The following is an 18,943-nucleotide window of genomic DNA, read 5'->3' on the forward strand; positions in this document are numbered from 1 at the left end:
TTAAAAAAATATTTGTCACCAAAAAGCGAGGATAACGGTGGCACAACAACAAAGTAACTTATGTATTTTGATGAATTAGATTTAAATGATAATGTGCTTGACGCATTATACGATATGCATTTTGATGAGTGTACACCTGTTCAAGAACAGTGTATTCCTCACATTTTAAAAGGTAAGGATATCCTTGCCGTAGCACAAACTGGTACAGGTAAGACAGCAGCTTACCTCCTACCTATTCTTTCAAAACTTGCTGATGGTGGTTATCCAGAGGATGCTATCAACTGTCTTATTATGTCTCCAACACGCGAGTTGGCACAACAGATTGACCAAGGTATGCAGGGATTCTCTTATTATCTGAATGGAGTATCTTGCGTAGCAGTCTATGGTGGTAATGATGGTAACCGTTACGATCAAGAGATTAAGAGTCTTGCGTTAGGAGCTGATGTTATTATAGCAACACCAGGTCGCTTTATTTCACATATTTCTCTAGGAAATGTTGATTTATCAAAAGTAAGCTTCTTCGTTTTAGATGAGGCTGACCGTATGCTTGATATGGGCTTCTCAGAAGATATTAAGACTATTGCAAAGAAACTTCCAAGTACTTGCCAAACTATTATGTTCTCGGCTACTATGCCTAGCAAGATAGAGGATCTTGCAAAAACTTTGCTAAAAGAGCCCGAGATGGTGAAATTAGCAGTCAGCAAACCAGCAGAAAAGATACAACAGTCTGCTTATGTTTGTTATGAAACTCAGAAAATAGAGATAATCAAGGATATCTTTAAAGCTGGCGATTTGCACCGTGTTATCATCTTCTCTGGTTCAAAACAGAAGGTTAAGCAAATTGCTTCTTCATTAAATAGAAAGCATATTAATTGCGGTGAAATGCATTCTGATTTGGATCAAGCACAGCGCGATGATGTAATGTTCAAGTTTAAGAGTGGACAAATAGATGTACTTGTTGCAACCGATATTGTTGCACGTGGTATTGATATTGACGACATTACAATGGTAATCAACTATGATGTACCCCACGATGTTGAAGATTATGTTCATCGTATTGGGCGTACAGCTAGAGCTGACCGTGATGGTGTTGCCATTACTTTCGTCAATGGAGATGATATTTATTACTTCCAACAGATAGAGTCGTTCTTAGAGAAGACAATAGAGAAAAATAGATTACCTGAAGCTTTAGGCGAAGGTCCTGAATACAAATCGAATGGTAGACCAAGCAAAAATAAAAAAGCTAAAAACCGTCGTCGTCACGATCGCGATCAACAAAGCCACAAGGATAAAAAGAGTAACTATCGCCGTGTAAAGAACCGTCAAGAGCAACCAGCACCTACTGACGAAAAAGAGCAACATAAGCCACAAACTTCTGAGAAAAAGTCTGAAAAAGTTCAAGATAAAGGCAACATTCCAGAGGTTGGTGCTACAGCAGAACAAGGCAAGTCGCGTAATAACAATCGTCAAAAGCAAAGACGTAACAAAGACCCAAAAGGCAATAATGAACTTCGTGAAAAAAATAATGGAGCTTCAGAAAAGAATAATAAGGCTCGTGAAAATAATATCAAGCATAATAATAAGCAGGCTAATAACAATGAGCGTAAACAGGTAAATAATGCTGAAAACAAAGAGGCTAAAACAAAGAATAACAATAAGCCTAAGAAGAAGCAGAATAAAAAGCGTTTTGATCAAGACAATCAGAAGCCAAGAAGAAGCACAAAATATGATATTCGTGAAGAACTTCCTAACAATGCGCCAAAAGAAAGTGGCATAAAAGCATTGATCAAAAAGCCTTTGAAATGGCTGAAAGGATTTGGTAAGAAATAAATAGTAATGGGTAACTTCTATATGTGTGAAGTTACCCATTACTATTTTCTTATGCGGTAAAGATAACGTTATAGAATCCTACTTTTATCATCTTTGTCTATCATATCAGCTTGCAATGCGACTCCAATAGTAGTGCAAAACTCTGAATATTTTGGAATAAGGAAACGCACATCATATATTTTTTCCATTAAAGGGAAAATATATTTACACTGTGGTAATAGTGTAAGATTTCCTATCAATACAAAATCCCTTATATCTGTGTTTAGTGCGCTAAGGATAGTTGCTGATCCAATTGACTGTAATACCATACATATTAGCCCCAATGCTATATCTTCTCTACTAGCGGTAGCCTGTGCATTTGCAAAAAGCGAAGCTGTAGCATCCATAGGTAACCCTGGTAAAGGCTTTGACGAAATATCCTTAATTTGAAGGTTGATATGTGATATATCCCCCTTCATAGCTAAAGAAACTAAATCATGAACATCATCGGTTTGCAACAATAAACGCGATAATCCACTCAAAGTACCTCCACCAATACCAATACCACCTATATGTTTTATCTCACTTCCTTCGCATCTTACTAAAGAGGTTCCAGTCCCCATAGAGACAACTATCATTCTCTGCAAATTCGACTCATATTGAGCACCAAGTCCATCTGCAAGAAACTCATCTGCCTTATAAGTTGGCAGCCCATATACTGGTTTGTTGATATATGCAGCCCCTACCCCCGTTAGCATAACTTTATCTATTACTGAAAGATCTATCTTATTGTCATATAGATATTTACCAAATGCACCATAAAGTGAAGTAATAGGGTCGGTAGCTCTGATGCGCGTAGGCTTTACTACCTTTCCATTTTGAATTCCTACAATCTTAGTAGTAGAAATTCCCACATCTATACCTATTGATATTTTCATCTGTCTAATGTTTTCATATATAGCAAGGCAAAGTTACAAAATTCATGAGAATAAAGAAATAATGTTCATAGATTTTCCAAAAAATAGCAAAAAAGATTTCCATATTTAGCTGAAAATGAATACCTTTGCACACCGTTACGATAAGTAAGTTAAGAAATAAATTATAAAACAATAAAATCAAAATGACTAAAGCAGATATCATAAACGAGATTGCTACAGAAACAGGCATCTCTAAGAAAGATGTTTCAGCCGTTGTCGAGTCTTTCATGGATGCTATTAAAGATAGCCTTCTTGATAAGAAAGAAAATGTATACCTACGTGGTTTCGGCAGCTTCATTGTAAAGCATCGTGCAGAAAAAACAGCTCGTAATATTTCAAAGAACACTACGATTACTATTCCTGCTCATGACTTCCCAAGTTTTAAGCCTGCTAAGACTTTTATTGAGGATATGAAGAAATAAAAATAATATAATAATAACAATTTAAACATTTTAAAGCTATGCCAAACGGAAAGAAGAAAAAGGGACACAAGATGGCTACGCACAAGCGTAAAAAGAGATTAAGAAAGAACAGACATAAGAGCAAGTAATCCCCTAAAAGGCTGAAAGCACTTAGTTGTGAGACTTTCAAAATGAAAAACGGGGCATGTCTTCGCGCATAATTCTTTTCCCTAAGATGCGACGACACGTCTCGCTTTTTTATAACTTTTATATTCTCGTGAAGCGAGAATAAAGAATTAAAGTAAGGATAATGACAAGCGAAATTATTATTGATGCCCAAAGTAAAGAGATATCAATAGCGCTACTTGAGGATAAGAAGCTGGTAGAATACCAACGTGAGCCCCGAGAGGCTAATTTCTCTGTAGGCAACATCTATGTGGCAAAGGTAAAAAAACTAATGCCAGGACTCAATGCCTGCTTTGTTAATGTAGGCTATGAGCGCGACGCTTTTCTCCATTACTTAGACCTAGGAAGTCAGTTTAATTCTTATGCAAAGTACCTCAAGCAGGTACAAAGCGATCGTAAACGTCTCTACCCTATTCAAAAAGCCGCAGCACAACCTGATATTGACAAGGATGGTACTATTAAAGATGCAGTACAAGTAGGGCAAGAGGTATTAGTACAAGTTGTTAAAGAGCCAATCTCTACAAAAGGACCACGCTTAACAGGAGAAATCTCATTTGCGGGTCGCTACATTGTTTTACTTCCATTTGGAAATAAGATAAGTGTATCCTCAAAGATAAAGAGTGGTGAAGAAAGAGCACGCTTAAAACAACTTATTAGAAGCATTACTCCCAAAAACTTTGGTGTTATCGTGCGCACTGTTGCTGAAGGCAAACGTGTAGCCGAGTTAGATGCAGAGATGCAAATCTTGCTAAAACGCTGGAATGATGTTATCACCAAAGTTCAAAAAACACAAGACCGTCCACAACTTGTTTTTGAAGAGACAGGTAGAGCTGTTGCTATGATACGCGACCTCTTCAATCCTACTTATGAAAACATTTATGTGAATGATGAAGAAATTTGTACGGCTGTACGACATTATATCACAATGATAGCCCCAGAGAAGGCAAGTATCGTAAAGCAATACACAGGAAAGTTACCAATATTTGATAACTTCGACATTACAAGACAAATTAAGTCGAGCTTTGGTAAAACTATTAATTACGGACACGGCTGTTATCTTATTATAGAACACACCGAGGCTATGCACGTTGTCGATGTGAATAGTGGAAACAGAGCAAAGGAAAAAGGGCAAGAGCAGAATGCGCTTGATACCAATCTTGGTGCTGCTGATGAGCTTGCTCGCCAACTTCGCCTACGCGATATGGGAGGAATTATCGTTGTTGATTTCATTGATATGAATCTTGCAGAAGATCGACAAATGCTATACGAGCGAATGAGCAAGAATATGCAACAAGACCGTGCTCGTCATAACATCTTACCATTGAGTAAGTTTGGATTAATGCAGATTACACGCCAACGTGTACGCCCAGCAATGGATGTTGATGTTGACGAAACTTGCCCAACTTGTTTTGGAACAGGAAAGGTAAGAGCTAGCATATTATTTACAGATCAACTAGAGCATAAGATAGACCGACTAGTTAATAAGTTCGGAGTAAAGAAGTTCTATTTACATGTTCATCCCTATGTAGCTGCCTACATCAATAAGGGTTTTATCTCTATAAAGCGCAAGTGGCAAATGCAATATGGAATGGGTGTTCACGTTATTCCTTCTCAAAAACTGGCTTATCTGCAATACGAATTTTATGATGCAGATAAACAAATTATTGATATGAAGGAAGAAACAGACAAGATTAAGTAAAATAATGAAAATCAGGTTATAAGAATAGTTTATAACCTGATTTTTTTAGTATGCTTTGTATAAATACCCTAATCCTAAATTGCGAAAGTTGCAATTATGCACCATAAGTTTAATACCACGGATAAAAAGAATTTTATTCGTATTCCCCAATTGATTGATGCTATAGATTTTATGTTTTTGAGTAATTTCCAGCAATAAAATAGCGATATTACAACAAATACTTGTGAAATGTATCCCAACCAATTAACTTGCAGAATCATCCCTAGTGATAAGGAAACATAAGCAAGCATGGAAAATTCAAACATCCGTGTTATCAATCCGTTCAAGTCCATTTTTTCTATCTAAAGCGGGTTACATCATTAATACAATTCCCAAATTGGTATACTGATATAGCAAGTGCAACATAATTTAATAGATTTTCTTGTGAATATAATGACATATTTGTATCTTTACAAAGGCTTTTTTATGAAAAAGTTACCTAAAATATTTTTTAAGTTAGTCAAATGAAAGATAAATATTCTAAATGTTTAGATAATGTGGGGGGAATTACTATTTAAAACAAATGGTAATGATGATTATATAGATTTTATTAAAGGGACTTCTATTTTCCTAGTAGTTGGTTCCCAATAATTCAAACTTACCGATTTGTGCTATCGATTTTACATGCTTACCAAGACAAGGACAAATGTCATAATCACCAATACGAGCAATGCGCAACATTTTAGATACATCTTCGGGTAATCGAGTCAAGTCAATACCTTCTGGAATATGATCACGATCAACTACCTCATAAGTAACGGGCATATCTTCTTCTATTAAGCGCACCATCTCCTCAACAATGGTTTTCTCCTCTTTTCGATCAGGCTTGTGATCAAGGGTAAAAGTCATCTTGCTTTTCTTCCGTTCAAAGTGTGCATTACTACTACGATCACAACCAAACATTCTGAACATCAACTGATTTAGGAGATATTCCGTTGTGTGTGAGGGCGGAAATTCGTCCTTACCATGTTCATTAAAAGTATATTCTTCCATTACATTGTAATTTTCCAAATTCTACCATTATAACCACTTACCAACATCTTTATTTCTCCATTTGGCGATATTACAGCATCTATACTTTCGCCAGTCAATAAGTCTGTCATCAAATAAAAGTTTTGCCTTATTCTCAAAAATTCTATTGCGTGTTCAGGTATTGTTACCGATACTTCCTGTGCTTCTTTATCAAAATTGGCTACAATAAGTAATAGGTCCTTGTCCTTCTTTCGCATAAATGCAAACAATTTGCTTGTATCAAACGTAAGCTTATCAAAATTAGCATACATAAGATCATAGGTAAGCCCTTCACTAATAGCTGTTTCTTCATTACAGAGCCTTAATATTTTATAGTAAGTATCACGAATATAGCGTTGCTGTGGTGACAATCTTCCTATGTTATAAAAGGCTTTCATCACGGTCGGTGTATTCCAATAATCAAAGATAGTAGACCTACCATCAATCCCCGAAAAACCTTCCTTTGCCATCCCTTTTTCTCCAAACTCTTGTCCTGCATAGATCATCATAGGGTTGGATTGGAACAAGGCTGCAACCATTAAGGCAGGAATGCCCTTTTTGGCATCACCCGCAAAGAAATCAGAGGCAATACGCTGTTCATCATGATTTTCAAGGAAGTTGAGCATGTGGTCGTGAATATCATCTACACTTTGCCAGGCACTGGTAATATCAGAAGCTGGACGATAACCACACATCACATCACGAAGACAATCGTACATTCCCACTTTATCGTATAGATAGTTGAACCCTGCTGCTAGGTAATTTCGGTATTGATTAGGGGCGTACACCTCGCCAATAAAGATAACATTCGGAAAATGTTCCTTTACTTTCGCCGTTGCATATTTCCAAAAAGCAGCAGGCACCATCTCAGCCATATCGCAACGGAAACCATCTATTCCTTTTGCAGCCCAAAATAAAAGAATATCTGTCATCTTCAGCCAAGTAGAAGGAATGGGGGTAAAATGTTCACTTCTCCCACCAAGGTCGCAATAGTCAATTCCGTAGTTCAACTTTACGGTCTCATACCAATCATTATTACTAGGTTTAGCATCAAAGTGGTCATTACCTGTACATTTTGCGGGATACTCTGTATAAGGTTCTATATTTGCAGGACTTATAATATCAGATAAGTCTAATACCGTTTGAGGACAATAATAGAAATTGTTTTGTGGATCGAAATGCTTATTTACATCATCGTCTGCTCCTAAATCATTAACACATTCTGGAGCTGTAACGCTCTTATATTCACGCGCAACATGATTAGGCACAAAGTCGATAATAACCTTTAGTTCTTGCTTGTGGGTACGTTCTATCAGTGCCTCAAACTCTTCCATTCTATGCGTTATATCCTCTGCAATATCAGGGTCAATATCATAGTAGTCGGTGATGGCGTATGGCGACCCAGCCTTACCCTTTACCACCTGTGTATGCTGTTTTGGAATGCCAAATGCCGAATAATCGGTAGTAGTGGCATGGCGAATAACACCCGTAAACCATACGTGTGTGAAGCCACCTTTCTTTATTTTATTCAGCACCTTTGGTGTGAAATCATTCATTTTCCCTACACCATTTGTTTCTATAGAACCATTCTCAATACAAGATGTATTCTTATTACTAAAGGTGCGGGTAAATATTTGGTAGATAACGAACATAATAAAAAAAGAGCTAAAACCATAGCTACTAAATAAGGCTATGACTTTAACTCCTAAATCAAATATTTTACAAGCTATGTGCTGTTACACTCTTATCAATGCGCCCAATCATACCTTGCAATGCTGTGCCAGGACCACACTCAATAAATTCTGCTGCACCTGCAGCAATCATATTCTGCACGCTCTCTGTCCAACGAACACTTGAAGTAAGCTGTGCTATCAAGTTAGCCTTAATCTCTGCTGCATCAGTATGTGCCTTAGCGTCTACATTCTGATAAACAGGACATTTAGGTACATTAAACGATGTCACCTCGATAGCTGCTTGAAGCTCATCTTTAGCTGGTTGCATCAGTGGAGAATGGAACGCACCGCCCACTTTCAATGGCAACGCACGTTTAGCACCCGCTGCCTTCAACAGTTCACAAGCTGCATTGATACCTTCTGTAGAACCAGAGATAACCAACTGACCAGGGCAATTAAAGTTGGCAGCAACTACTACCTTACCTTCTGCACTTACCTGCTGGCAAATCTCTACTACTTTCTCATCTGCCAAACCAATAATAGCAGCCATAGTTCCAGGGTTTTGCTCACAAGCTTTCTGCATAGCATTAGCACGAGCAGCAACAAGCTTCAAACCATCTTCAAAGCTCAATGCACCAGCTGCTACGAGGGCAGAAAATTCGCCAAGAGAGTGTCCAGCAACCATTGCAGGAGCAAAGGCTTCACCCTGACACAAAGCCGAAATAACACTGTGCAAGAATACTGCAGGCTGTGTTACCTTAGTTTCCTTTAGCTGCTCATCAGTACCAGCAAACATAATTTCTGTTATCTTAAAGCCTAAAATTTCATCTGCTTTATCAAATAGCTGCTTAGCCAACTCATTACTTTCATAAAGATCTTTGCCCATACCCACAAACTGCGAGCCTTGACCTGGGAATACAAATGCTTTCATTCTTACTTATTTTTGCTTTATAATTAATATCTCATTAATGAGTACAAAGTTAGTAAAAATATGGCGATTATATGGCTTACACAGTTTTAAATATCAGCAAGGATGTTATAGTACCCTTTTAGCTTTATAGAAAAAGCGATAAGCCACTAAGCGGATACTTTCTACTATACAGAAAGTTAAATAGAATTTCTTTTGTTAAAAAATCTTCTTAGATTATTCTAATAGGTTATCTTTCATACCGCAATACATGACCTTTTGCTATGTAAAAGATGACCTTTACAAATTCAATTCCTTAGCTTTGACTTGCAACTATCAAAACTTGTAGGTATATTTGCACTACAGAACTAAAATCTTTAGACCAAATAATATGATTAAAGAATATATTAAAGAGAATGAAGGGCGCATATTAGAGGAGCTTTTTTCGCTTATCCGTATCCCTAGCGTAAGTGCTCAACCAGAAAAGCATGGCAAGGATATGCTGCGCTGTGCAGAACGTTGGAAAGAACTGTTACTAATGGCTGGTGTAGATAAGGCTGAAATTATGCCAACAGAAGGTAATCCTGTGGTGTATGGCGAAAAAATCGTTGACACAGCAGCTAAAACCATCCTCATATATGGGCATTATGATGTGATGCCTGCCGAACCATTTGACCTTTGGAAGAGTGAACCATTCGAACCTATAGTGCGTAATGGACACATTTGGGCACGTGGTGCTGATGATGATAAGGGACAATCGTTTATTCAAGCGAAAGCCTTTGAATATGTGGTAAAAAACAACTTGCTAAAGCATAATATTAAGTTTATCCTAGAGGGTGAGGAGGAGATAGGGTCGCCGAGCTTGAGCAATTTCTGCACAAAACATAAGGAACTTTTGAAGAGTGATATAATTTTAGTGTCGGATACAAGTATGCTTTCTGCCGATTTGCCTTCACTTACCACAGGTTTGCGTGGCTTGGCTTATTGGCAGATAGAGGTAACAGGTCCTAACCACGATCTCCATTCAGGACACTTTGGCGGTGCGGTGGCTAACCCTATCTACGAACTTTGCAAGATGATTACCAATAGCCTTGATGCTGACGGCAAAATCACTTTCCCTGGCTTTTATAACGATGTGGAGGATATTCCAGAGGAAGAGCGTAAGATGGTGGCACAGATACCTTTCAACGAAGAGAAATATAAACAAGCTCTTGATGTGGAGGAATTGTTTGGTGAAAAAGGTTACAGTACTATAGAACGCAATGGTTTCCGACCATCGTTCGATGTTTGTGGCATTTGGGGCGGTTACCAAGGTGAAGGTTCAAAGACGGTTATCCCTTCAAAAGCTTACGCTAAGATCTCTTGCCGGTTAGTGCCTCATCAGGATCATGAGAAGATAGGGCAATTGGTAGTGGACTATTTCCAGAAGATTGCACCTAAGTCGGTGAAAGTAAATATCCAGTCATTACATGGTGGTCAGGGGTATGTCTGTCCTATCGACTTACCTGCTTACAAGGCAGCAGAGCGTGGCTTTGAAGCTGCGTTTGGTAAGCGTCCACTAGCAGTGCGCCGTGGTGGTAGTATCCCTATTATCTCTACCTTTGAGAAGATCCTCGGTGTGAAGACTATCCTCATGGGCTTTGGATTAGAGTCGAATGCTATCCACTCGCCTAATGAGAATATGCCACTAGAAATCTTTTGGAAAGGCATTGAGGCTGTAATCAACTTCCATGCTGAGTTTGACAAGGTGTAGCAAGCAAAGAGAATGTAAGATGTGATATTACTTAAAGACGGAGTAACCTCATTTCTTTAAAAAATAATATCAACAAAATATTTTGAATCCCAAGAACACAAAGTAACGGAAAAATGCGGAGAAAGAACTTTCCTTCTCCGCATTTTTATGTTATTCCCTATCCTTTTACTTTACATCATAGATGAAAGTAAACTTCTTCTCGGCAGAAATTGTATTGCCTACATAGCAGGCATTGTGGGCAAAATGTTCAAGACGCTTGCGAGTTGCATCATCGTATTCTGCTCGCAAGTGGAAAGTAATTTCAATACTTGTTATAATAATCTGTTTTGAATTTTCCTCTATATTACCAAGCTCTGCGTATGAACCTTCGAAAGAAAGCCCCCTTTTCTCTGCTGCCATTGCCATAGTAGTCATAGTGCAATAAATAACTGCAGTACCTAACATGTCGGCAGGATTTTGATACTCGCCTTTACCACCAGCAGAGGTGGGCATATCTGAATGAAACTTTTCACCAGAAGCTAGCTGCGTAGCTTCAAACCGGTAGTTACCTTGATAAACAACTTTTGTTGTAGCCATAATTGTATGTATCCTTAATTCCGCAGTATTTTTTCTTGTGAGAAAATTTTATATGTTGAGGTGTCTTTTTGGGACTCTATATGTTGATATGAGGTGCTTCGGTGTTTCTTGGGTTTTTTCTAAGCATAAAATCCCCCACCCAAACCAATGGGGAATATTAAAACCACAAAGAAATACTGTTTATTCAAGGAAGACTTCTGAGTAGTAGGTTTTATTTGTATACAGGTTCAGAACGTTCTGCCTTCCCGTTCTCACCCATTTTGCTGGCACGCTGACAAAATGGAGGATAAAGGCTTTCAGCCTGCTTGTCTTTTTCAATGGCTTGACCTTTTCGCTGATATGACGGACGAGATAGAGATAGAAGTTCTTCAGCATAGCGGTAACCATCATGAAAACCATATTCTCAGCCATAAAGGAAAATGGAAGATGTGACCAGCCGAAGTCATTGTTCTGTATGTCGAAGTTCTTTTCACCCGCTCCACGTTCATTATAAAACGTAATGATGTCCTTCTCGGTAGACACCCAGTCGTTGGTGAGGATACAGCGGTATGTGTATATTACTCCGAACATATCCGTCTGCTCACTGCCATCCTTGCCTTTCAAAGGACTACGCTGTACGACAAGCCTGTATGACTTTCCTTCTATCAAGCTGTCTATGCTGATGGATGTGACATCGCATTTCTCATAGCCAACCTCAACGTCTTTCCATTCCTTCAACTGTTGGAAATTCTCGTAGCGACTGCCGCAGTTGGCAGCACGAATGTAGAACGTGTTGCAGCGCTGCTCTACGGTTTGGATGATTTCCTTTGAGAACGACCCGCAGTCGGCACGGAAACGCTCTATTACCACACCAAGTTCTGAGGTTACACGGTCCATAATGCGACGGAGCGTGTCTTCTTGATGGAATCTTACATTGGTGTTTCCGTCACGGTTCTCACCTCCGACTATGATTCCCCCAATGGAAGCCCAACCAGGAAAATAGCCAAGGTCCTGCTTATAAGAATACTTAGCATCGAACTTGTGGGCTGGAACGAACTGGTGGTCAAAGTCCAGGTCAACATGGCTGCCCACCTTTATAAGCCCCATTCTCCGTATCATCCGTAATAGTAAGGTGTTCAGCTTCTCTGCCGTGTTGAAACTGTAAGACTTGCCGGAGATTTCGCTCTTGTAAATAATGTTCTCTTCAGCAAGCTCCTTCAGTCCGCGCCCAACTGTGTCGGCACCGGGTAACAGCGTATCAGGTCTCTGCTTGAACTGCCCTATAAGTGCATTGATGCCCTCAAGGCATTCTCCACCACAAAGGTAGCTGAAGAAGAGAGAGCCGAAAATACTTCCATGGCTGAATGCCTTGCCGCTACTTCCACGTTTGCCCAATACGGATTCGGTAAGTTTTTCAAAGCCCAACTTTGAGAAAACGTCCATAATGTGATAAATTCCACTGAAAGAAGTGATATTCTCGTTTTTAATTGCTACCTTTGTCATGTCAGATATTTGCTTACTTGTTATGTTTACAGCACCAAGATAGGTGAAATTTCTGACATATCCAAGTGTTTTGAGAACTTTGTTTCTCAGGCACTTGGAATTCTTACAAGAATTTATGCTGCGGAATTAAGGTTTTCTATAAAGTAATTTATATTCTTCATGGGGATAGAATCTATTGAGGTATCCACAACATATCGTATATTTTTATATTCAATAATAATAGGATTATTAATATGAATTGTATCTAAAATAAATGCACTTCTCGTAGAAGTAGGAAGATTATATTCCACATTCCTATAGTTGGATATACATGAATTAAATATGATAGCACATAGAAGTGCCATTATATTTAATAATAAATAATTAATTAAACGCATAGCTATAATTCTTTAGATTTAATCTTACCTCGTTGCAAATCTTTTATGCTGAATGGAGAGTTATTTCTAAGGGTTCCTTTTCCAGCAGGAATTTGTCCTTTTTCTTGATTATATTCACTATTCACCTTCCCCTTTAGCGGATATTGTATCATATCCTTAATGCTACCTTTATCTAGTTCTTTATTCCGAAAGGAACTAGAAGACTCTGCTGTCATCAAACCTTTGCTTGAATGGACAACTCCCATTGCATGGGCAATTTCATGAGCACCGGTTTCTGTACCTTCCCGAGATTTTTTTACTTGAATATAATTTCCACCTAACGTGACTCCATTAACATTCTTATTTAATTTGTCATCAGGAACTACCTCAAAGGCATCATTAGAGCCATGGTTACTGGTGCCAACAACGGCAAAGCCGAGAGAACCAACGGATCGATTCAAGAAATCAAGACCATCGGCAGAGGATATGGTACTGCCGAACGCTATCGGATAGCGATTCTATTCTTCTATGGTGGTCTAGACATATGTTAACTCACACTAATTACAGTAGAACCCTTTTATTTATCGTTAGCCACTGGGATGTTTGCTATAGATATTGTCTTCGCCTCGTGGGGGAGATGCGCGATTATATCTATTAATACAATTACCACTTTAAATTGTAGGAAACTTATTTATCATTATATTTATGAAAAACATATTCGTCTCCATCATCTTGATTTATATATATAAAAACGCTGTGAGGTATCTCCTCCTTAAAGTTTATTAAATTGAGGATTCCAAGAACAGGCTGCCCATTCAAATCTTCTTCCATTACATCCTTTATATGTAAAATATTATCTTCAACTTTTACAAAAAAACCTTTGGAGAAATTTGAGTAATACCCTTGTCTTATTCTATTTTTATACACAATAATATTTCCAGATGAATGAGGACTTTCTTTTAGCCCAAATGTATCTTCTTTTTTTAAAAAGGATATAGTGTCATTATCTGAATTAAGAATACTCCCCACAAAAAGAATTTCTGACTTACAGATATTATTTCTGTCTTTTGCTATTATAACAACCTTTTGTTTTATATGATTAACAATTTTATTTTCATATCTCACAACGGTCCTATCATATTTTTCAAAGGTTGTATAGATTGTGTCTCTTACAAAGTCTTGACTTATATTGTGAGATAAGCCTTTTGCATTATAATAGCTGTTGATGCCGCTTATAAAACAAAATAGTAAAAAAAATCTGTACATATATCTTCTTTTATAATCAGAACCATAAAAGCTATGGTTCTGATTGTTAACATTTATTTCATATGACTTATGTATGTATTCACCTTTTGTAGATAATTTTTTACTCCGCACCATTATATCTCTGTATAGCAATTTGCCATCCTTTAAAATAGACATTTTTCCCGTCTGAACGTAGTCCCTTTTGATATAAAATTCCTATACCTGCATGAACGGATAATTGCGGTGTTGCCCCTCCCATTTTCCGAAGACCAAATTGTGATTTCGAATCGTTCCAATCGTTTGAACTCGCAGAATACCAAACATTTGCTTGCATAATATCACTTTTGGCATTATTTAAGCCACGTCCAGGGGCTGTTCCTATGCGAGTTTCTTGCATAATAATAGCTTTTACAATATCTGGATCTAAGTTTGGTATTGAACTAGGATTATTTATATAAAGTCCATTAGTATGCTTCGGGGTAATTCCCATATTTTTGTTTTGGTTGAAATAAGAAACTTCTGCAGCTATAAGGTAATCATATTTTTGATATTTTGACGAAGACAAATCAATATTGCCTTCATTGTAATTTATAACTCCAGGCATATCTGCTTCAATCCATCCAATGTGAGATTTTCCGCTTAGATTTTTTGTTTGAATATTCTTGGCTTTTAAATTGTGTACAAATGTAACATTATTTTTGCTTGAAATTCTTTTGGCTTCCGTCCCCCATGAATTTACAAAAACAGTATCAGCTCCATTATAATCCAAGATTATGATAGGGTTTTGCAAACAATATACATACGGACTAGCATCTACAAATTTTTCCTGCAACGGATCTGTACTCATCCACAAACTCAACCTCGGCTCATAGTACCTTGCACCATAGTAGTACATACCTGTCTCCTCATCAAATTCTTTAGCGTTGAAGAGATAAGGTGTGTTCCAAGTGTTGTTGCGTTCTTCAATGAACACCTCTCCAAATGGTACATATTCGATATGCTGTAATACTTCTCCGTCAAGGTTGGTGATGTAGCTACTGCTGCCCAAATGGTCGGGATGGTAGTAGAACTGCATCTTCTCGTACTTTTCATTCGGCTTGAAGTTACCATTGGCAGCCTTTGTTCGTGCCATAGCACGTGCTTGTGCAGCTTCGGGCGTACCGTCGTTGCAACAGAAGCCCTGACCGTTTACATAGTCGTTATTGTCCTGACCGTTATATGGGATGTCAAACGCCTTGTAGTTGTCCTTGATGGATTGCAGTTGCTGACTATATTTTGCCTTATAGTCTACGGTTACACCATCAGCCTCATTGCCTGCGTATGGTATTCGTCTTGGGTCTGTCTCTTGTACTTACCGTTATAGGCTGCTTTTTTGATTTTACCCTTAATTCCGCAGCATAAATTCTTGTAAGAACTCCAAGTGCCTGAGAAACAAAGTTCTCAAAACACTTGGATATGTCAGAAAATTCACCTATCTTGGTGCTGTAAACATAACAAGTAAGCAAATATCTGACATGACAAAGGTAGCAATTAAAAACGAGAATATCACTTCTTTCGGTGGAATTTATCACATTATGGACGTTTTCTCAAAGTTGGGCTTTGAAAAACTTACCGAATCCGTATTGGGCAAACGTGGAAGTAGCGGCAAGGCATTCAGCCATGGAAGTATTTTCGGCTCTCTCTTCTTCAGCTACCTTTGTGGTGGAGAATGCCTTGAGGACATCAATGCACTTATAGGGCAGTTCAAGCAGAGACCTGATACGCTGTTACCCGGTGCCGACACAGTTGGGCGCGGACTAAAGGAACTTGCCGAGAAAAGTATTGTCTATAAGAGCGAAACCTCCGACAAGTCGTATAGTTTCAACACAGCAGAGAAGCTGAACACCTTACTATTACGGATGATACGGAGAATGGGGCTTATAAAGGTGGGCAGCCATGTTGACCTGGACTTTGACCACCAGTTCGTTCCAGCCCACAAGTTCGATGCTAAGTATTCTTATAAGCAGGACCTTGGCTATTTTCCTGGTTGGGCTTCCATTGGGGGAATCATAGTCGGAGGTGAGAACCGTGACGGAAACACCAATGTGAGATTCCATCAAGAAGACACGCTCCGTCGCATTATGGACCGTGTAACCTCAGAACTTGGTGTGGTAATAGAGCGTTTCCGTGCTGACTGCGGGTCGTTCTCAAAGGAAATCATCCAAACCGTAGAGCAGCGCTGCAACACGTTCTACATTCGTGCTGCCAACTGCGGCAGTCGCTACGAGAATTTCCAACAGTTGAAGGAATGGAAAGACGTTGAGGTTGGCTATGAGAAATGCGATGTCACATCCATCAGCATAGACAGCTTGATAGAAGGAAAGTCATACAGGCTCGTCGTACAGCGTAGTCCTTTGAAAGGCAAGGATGGCAGTGAGCAGACGGATATGTTCGGAGTAATATACACATACCGCTGTATCCTCACCAACGACTGGGTGTCTACCGAGAAGGACATCATTACGTTTTATAATGAACGTGGAGCGGGTGAAAAGAACTTCGACATACAGAACAATGACTTCGGCTGGTCACATCTTCCATTTTCCTTTATGGCTGAGAACATGGTTTTCATGATGGTTACCGCCATGCTGAAGAACTTCTATCTCTATCTCGTCCGTCATATCAGCGATAAGGTCAAGCCATTGAAAAAGACAAGCAGGCTGAAAGCCTTTATCCTCCATTTTGTCAGCGTGCCAGCAAAATGGGTGAGAACGGGAAGGCAGAACGTTCTGAACCTGTATACAAATAAAACCTACTACTCAGAAGTCTTCCTTGAATAAACAGTATTTCTTTGTGGTTTTAATATTCCCCATTGGTTTGGGTGGGGGATTTTATGCTTAGAAAAAAACCAAGAAACACCGAAGCACCTCATATCAACATATAGAGTCCCAAAAAGACACCTCAACATATAAAATTTTCTCACAAGAAAAAATACTGCGGAATTAAGGAATTCTTATTGTTTATGGTTGTCAATTATTTAACGTCTTTCTTTCCTGTTTATTGCTCACGGCTTTTAATACCCATATAAGGGTAATGATGAACACCCATATATGGGTATTGTCCGTTACCCTTATATGGATGTTAAATGCTATTGTTATTTTAATTATATAAAGATGTCATTATACTATAATCATTAATCTTACAACGATGGTACAAAACTTCTCCTTTCAAATATATGATAAGAGTATTATCTTTTACGCTCATATTTTTCGTTCTATATCCCTTATGTACTAAAACGGAGTCTTTATCTCTAACAAAATAAACTTCAGAGGGGAAGTCTCTATCAAGTGTACCAACATAATCTACCAATACAAATGTACCATTTTTTACGTTTATTCGACAACGTACTTTCTTTTGAGGACGAAAACTGGGGAAACATCCACTAAGCAAGAATAAACACACGAAAAATACGATGGTCTTATTTATAAAACTTCCCATAATACCCATAATATATATAACTTCCAGAGTAAGTGTGTTCTCCGAAATAAGGGAAGCCTTTGTTATAACCTAATCCCGAGTTTTGACTTTGATTATATTTTCCAACCTCTCCCATAACCTTAGAATAATACCAATTTGGTGTTCCTAACAAGTATGGTTTTGTTGAATGGACATTTGCACCAAAAATCATATTCCCCATTGCTCTTAGTGTAGTTATTTTAGGAGTACCATTACTATTAGTGCCCGCATTTATAGCTGTATAAGGGTGTTGCCCAAAACTCACTTTTACATCAAGTGCAGCATTATTGGCTGATAGCGACCTTAGAACTTCTAATTCTCCATAAAAAGTCAAGGGGCTTTTAAGTTGTAGTTCGGACTTGAAAAGACTCTGCCCCCAGTCAAGAAGCCTTTGGGCATTTGCATTGTAAACAGAATATGTTGCATTTTCTGTTTTTACAGTCCCGGATACAGTTAACTTGCTGATGTCAAAGGTTACTCCTGTTTCCTTCGCATTAAAATGAAAAGCTCCATTTTGATTGTCCGTTCCCATAAAATCGTATGGTCTCAACGTTGTTCCAATAATTTTCCCTGTTCTCTTACCTTTCCCGTTCACAAGATAAATATTATTGTCACCATCATTTTTGGCATTTACAACGGTATAGGTTCCGTTAGAGTTTCTTTTAACATCAGTACTTTCTAGACATCCTGTTGGATCGGTATAAACTATAGGGTTACTAATACAATAAGTATAAGAACAAATACATACTTTTAATTCCTGCATAGGATCGCAACTCATCCACAAACTCAGCCTCGGTTCATAGTATCTTGCACCATAGTAATACATACCCGTCTCCTCGTCAAATTCCTTGGCATTAAAGAGATAAGGGGTATTCCAGGTGTTGTTGCGTTCTTCTATGAACACTTCGCCGAACGGTACATACTCAATGTGCTGCAATACTTCGCCGTCAAGATTAGTGATGTAACTGCTGCTGCCCAAGTGGTCAGGGTGGTAGAAGAACTGCATCTTCTCGTAGTCGTCGTTGGGCTTAAAGTTGCCGTTTACAGCTCTTGTGCGTGCCATTGTACGAGCCTGTGCTGCCTCCGGTGTACCATCGTTGCAGCAGAAGCCTTGACCGTTTACGTAGTCGTCGTTGTCCTTACCGTTATAAGGTTGGTCAAACGCCTTGTAATTTTCCTTGATAGCCTGCAACTGCTCGCCATATTTTTTCTTGTAGTCCACCGTCAAGCCATCAACCTCATTGCCTGCATAAGGAATGCGTCTTGGGTCTGTCTCTTATGTTCACCGATATATGCTGCTTTTTTGATTTTACTTCAAATTCTATCATACTCTTTAA

14 protein-coding genes and 2 pseudogenes are annotated in these 18,943 nt (G+C 38.5%); 6 read left to right on the top strand and 10 right to left on the bottom strand.

Annotated elements, in window-relative coordinates; translation table 11 throughout:
- Positions 1-60 precede the first annotated feature (60 nt).
- Positions 61-1,830 carry a DEAD/DEAH box helicase gene (locus PREBIDRAFT_RS02990; protein WP_004338430.1) on the top strand — a complete coding sequence of 590 codons (1,770 nt, stop codon included), beginning with the start codon at positions 61-63 and terminating at the stop codon, positions 1,828-1,830.
- A 68-nt stretch (positions 1,831-1,898) separates the two neighbouring features.
- Here PREBIDRAFT_RS02990 and coaW read toward each other — a convergent pair whose 3' ends face one another.
- Positions 1,899-2,747 (bottom strand): type II pantothenate kinase, encoded by an 849-nt coding sequence (gene coaW / locus PREBIDRAFT_RS02995; protein WP_004338432.1) that lies wholly within the window; start codon positions 2,745-2,747, stop codon positions 1,899-1,901.
- A 182-nt stretch (positions 2,748-2,929) separates the two neighbouring features.
- Here coaW and PREBIDRAFT_RS03000 point away from each other — a divergent pair, with 182 nt between their 5' ends.
- Positions 2,930-3,208: an HU family DNA-binding protein gene (locus PREBIDRAFT_RS03000; RefSeq protein ID WP_004338435.1), complete on the top strand. Its 279-nt coding sequence runs from the start codon at positions 2,930-2,932 to the stop codon at positions 3,206-3,208.
- A gap of 289 nt (positions 3,209-3,497) precedes the next feature.
- Positions 3,498-5,072, top strand: coding sequence for an Rne/Rng family ribonuclease (locus PREBIDRAFT_RS03005; RefSeq protein ID WP_004338436.1), 1,575 nt, complete (start codon positions 3,498-3,500; stop codon positions 5,070-5,072).
- A gap of 609 nt (positions 5,073-5,681) precedes the next feature.
- Here the strand turns inward: PREBIDRAFT_RS03005 and PREBIDRAFT_RS03010 are convergent.
- From PREBIDRAFT_RS03010 to fabD, 3 genes are all read right to left on the bottom strand, one after another.
- Entirely contained in the window at positions 5,682-6,104 is a 423-nt protein-coding gene (locus tag PREBIDRAFT_RS03010; RefSeq protein WP_004338438.1) for an alanyl-tRNA editing protein, read from the bottom strand.
- Positions 6,104-7,774: an alpha-amylase family glycosyl hydrolase gene (locus tag PREBIDRAFT_RS03015; RefSeq protein WP_004338440.1), complete on the bottom strand. Its 1,671-nt coding sequence runs from the start codon at positions 7,772-7,774 to the stop codon at positions 6,104-6,106. The genes PREBIDRAFT_RS03010 and PREBIDRAFT_RS03015 overlap by 1 nt, the downstream gene beginning before the upstream one ends.
- 67 nt (positions 7,775-7,841) lie before the next feature.
- The gene (gene fabD / locus PREBIDRAFT_RS03020) at positions 7,842-8,726 is read right to left on the bottom strand and encodes an ACP S-malonyltransferase (protein WP_004338443.1); all 885 of its coding nucleotides are present in this window, start codon (positions 8,724-8,726) and stop codon (positions 7,842-7,844) included.
- Positions 8,727-9,093: 367 nt separating this feature from the next.
- On the opposite strand from fabD, the gene PREBIDRAFT_RS03025 reads away from it, so the two are divergent.
- A complete protein-coding gene (locus tag PREBIDRAFT_RS03025) occupies positions 9,094-10,455 on the top strand; it encodes a dipeptidase (protein ID WP_004338445.1) in 1,362 nt (453 codons plus the stop codon).
- A gap of 165 nt (positions 10,456-10,620) precedes the next feature.
- Here the strand turns inward: PREBIDRAFT_RS03025 and PREBIDRAFT_RS03030 are convergent, their stop codons facing one another.
- The 3 genes from PREBIDRAFT_RS03030 to PREBIDRAFT_RS11570 all read right to left on the bottom strand — a co-directional run bounded on the left by PREBIDRAFT_RS03030 (position 10,621) and on the right by PREBIDRAFT_RS11570 (position 13,330).
- Positions 10,621-11,031 carry an OsmC family protein gene (locus PREBIDRAFT_RS03030; protein WP_004338446.1) on the bottom strand — a complete coding sequence of 137 codons (411 nt, stop codon included), beginning with the start codon at positions 11,029-11,031 and terminating at the stop codon, positions 10,621-10,623.
- A gap of 180 nt (positions 11,032-11,211) precedes the next feature.
- Positions 11,212-12,513, bottom strand: a complete 1,302-nt coding sequence (locus tag PREBIDRAFT_RS03035) for an IS1380 family transposase (protein ID WP_004339166.1) — start codon at positions 12,511-12,513, stop codon at positions 11,212-11,214.
- 379 nt (positions 12,514-12,892) lie between these two features.
- Entirely contained in the window at positions 12,893-13,330 is a 438-nt protein-coding gene (locus PREBIDRAFT_RS11570; protein WP_004339168.1) for a hypothetical protein, read from the bottom strand.
- Here PREBIDRAFT_RS11570 and PREBIDRAFT_RS11865 point away from each other — a divergent pair.
- Positions 13,277-13,420, top strand: coding sequence for a transposase (locus PREBIDRAFT_RS11865; protein ID WP_021668843.1), 144 nt, complete (start codon positions 13,277-13,279; stop codon positions 13,418-13,420). The two genes, PREBIDRAFT_RS11570 and PREBIDRAFT_RS11865, sit on opposite strands and share 54 nt — an antisense overlap.
- Before the next feature lie 136 nt (positions 13,421-13,556).
- Here the strand turns inward: PREBIDRAFT_RS11865 and PREBIDRAFT_RS03050 are convergent, their stop codons facing one another.
- On the bottom strand, positions 13,557-14,291 hold the full coding sequence (locus tag PREBIDRAFT_RS03050) for a hypothetical protein (protein WP_004339169.1): 735 nt from the start codon (positions 14,289-14,291) through the stop codon (positions 13,557-13,559).
- 577 nt (positions 14,292-14,868) lie between these two features.
- Positions 14,869-15,453, bottom strand: a pseudogene (locus PREBIDRAFT_RS03055) (RHS repeat domain-containing protein); the annotation flags it as partial.
- Positions 15,454-15,628: 175 nt separating this feature from the next.
- Between PREBIDRAFT_RS03055 and PREBIDRAFT_RS03060 the strand changes: the two are divergent.
- A complete protein-coding gene (locus tag PREBIDRAFT_RS03060; RefSeq protein ID WP_004339170.1) occupies positions 15,629-16,930 on the top strand; it encodes an IS1380 family transposase in 1,302 nt (433 codons plus the stop codon).
- Between the two features lie 638 nt (positions 16,931-17,568).
- Here the strand turns inward: PREBIDRAFT_RS03060 and PREBIDRAFT_RS03070 are convergent.
- Positions 17,569-18,876, bottom strand: a pseudogene (locus PREBIDRAFT_RS03070) (RHS repeat domain-containing protein); the annotation flags it as partial.
- Between the last annotated feature and the right edge of the window lie 67 nt (positions 18,877-18,943).

Origin of the sequence: Prevotella bivia DSM 20514 (genome assembly GCF_000262545.1) — a bacterium.
Taxonomy (GTDB): domain Bacteria; phylum Bacteroidota; class Bacteroidia; order Bacteroidales; family Bacteroidaceae; genus Prevotella; species Prevotella bivia.

What these genes read in the sequence shown, in the direction of transcription:
- fabD (WP_004338443.1), bottom strand. Translation starts at nt 8,726, where the DNA reads ATGAAAGCATTTGTATTCCCAGGTCAAGGCTCGCAGTTTGTGGGTATG.
- PREBIDRAFT_RS11865 (WP_021668843.1), top strand. Translation starts at nt 13,277, where the DNA reads ATGGTTACTGGTGCCAACAACGGCAAAGCCGAGAGAACCAACGGATCG.
- PREBIDRAFT_RS03035 (WP_004339166.1), bottom strand. Translation starts at nt 12,513, where the DNA reads ATGACAAAGGTAGCAATTAAAAACGAGAATATCACTTCTTTCAGTGGA.
- coaW (WP_004338432.1), bottom strand. Translation starts at nt 2,747, where the DNA reads ATGAAAATATCAATAGGTATAGATGTGGGAATTTCTACTACTAAGATT.
- PREBIDRAFT_RS03010 (WP_004338438.1), bottom strand. Translation starts at nt 6,104, where the DNA reads ATGGAAGAATATACTTTTAATGAACATGGTAAGGACGAATTTCCGCCC.
- PREBIDRAFT_RS03060 (WP_004339170.1), top strand. Translation starts at nt 15,629, where the DNA reads ATGACAAAGGTAGCAATTAAAAACGAGAATATCACTTCTTTCGGTGGA.
- PREBIDRAFT_RS03025 (WP_004338445.1), top strand. Translation starts at nt 9,094, where the DNA reads ATGATTAAAGAATATATTAAAGAGAATGAAGGGCGCATATTAGAGGAG.
- PREBIDRAFT_RS03005 (WP_004338436.1), top strand. Translation starts at nt 3,498, where the DNA reads ATGACAAGCGAAATTATTATTGATGCCCAAAGTAAAGAGATATCAATA.
- PREBIDRAFT_RS03015 (WP_004338440.1), bottom strand. Translation starts at nt 7,774, where the DNA reads ATGTTCGTTATCTACCAAATATTTACCCGCACCTTTAGTAATAAGAAT.
- PREBIDRAFT_RS02990 (WP_004338430.1), top strand. Translation starts at nt 61, where the DNA reads ATGTATTTTGATGAATTAGATTTAAATGATAATGTGCTTGACGCATTA.
- PREBIDRAFT_RS03000 (WP_004338435.1), top strand. Translation starts at nt 2,930, where the DNA reads ATGACTAAAGCAGATATCATAAACGAGATTGCTACAGAAACAGGCATC.
- PREBIDRAFT_RS03050 (WP_004339169.1), bottom strand. Translation starts at nt 14,291, where the DNA reads ATGTCTATTTTAAAGGATGGCAAATTGCTATACAGAGATATAATGGTG.
- PREBIDRAFT_RS03030 (WP_004338446.1), bottom strand. Translation starts at nt 11,031, where the DNA reads ATGGCTACAACAAAAGTTGTTTATCAAGGTAACTACCGGTTTGAAGCT.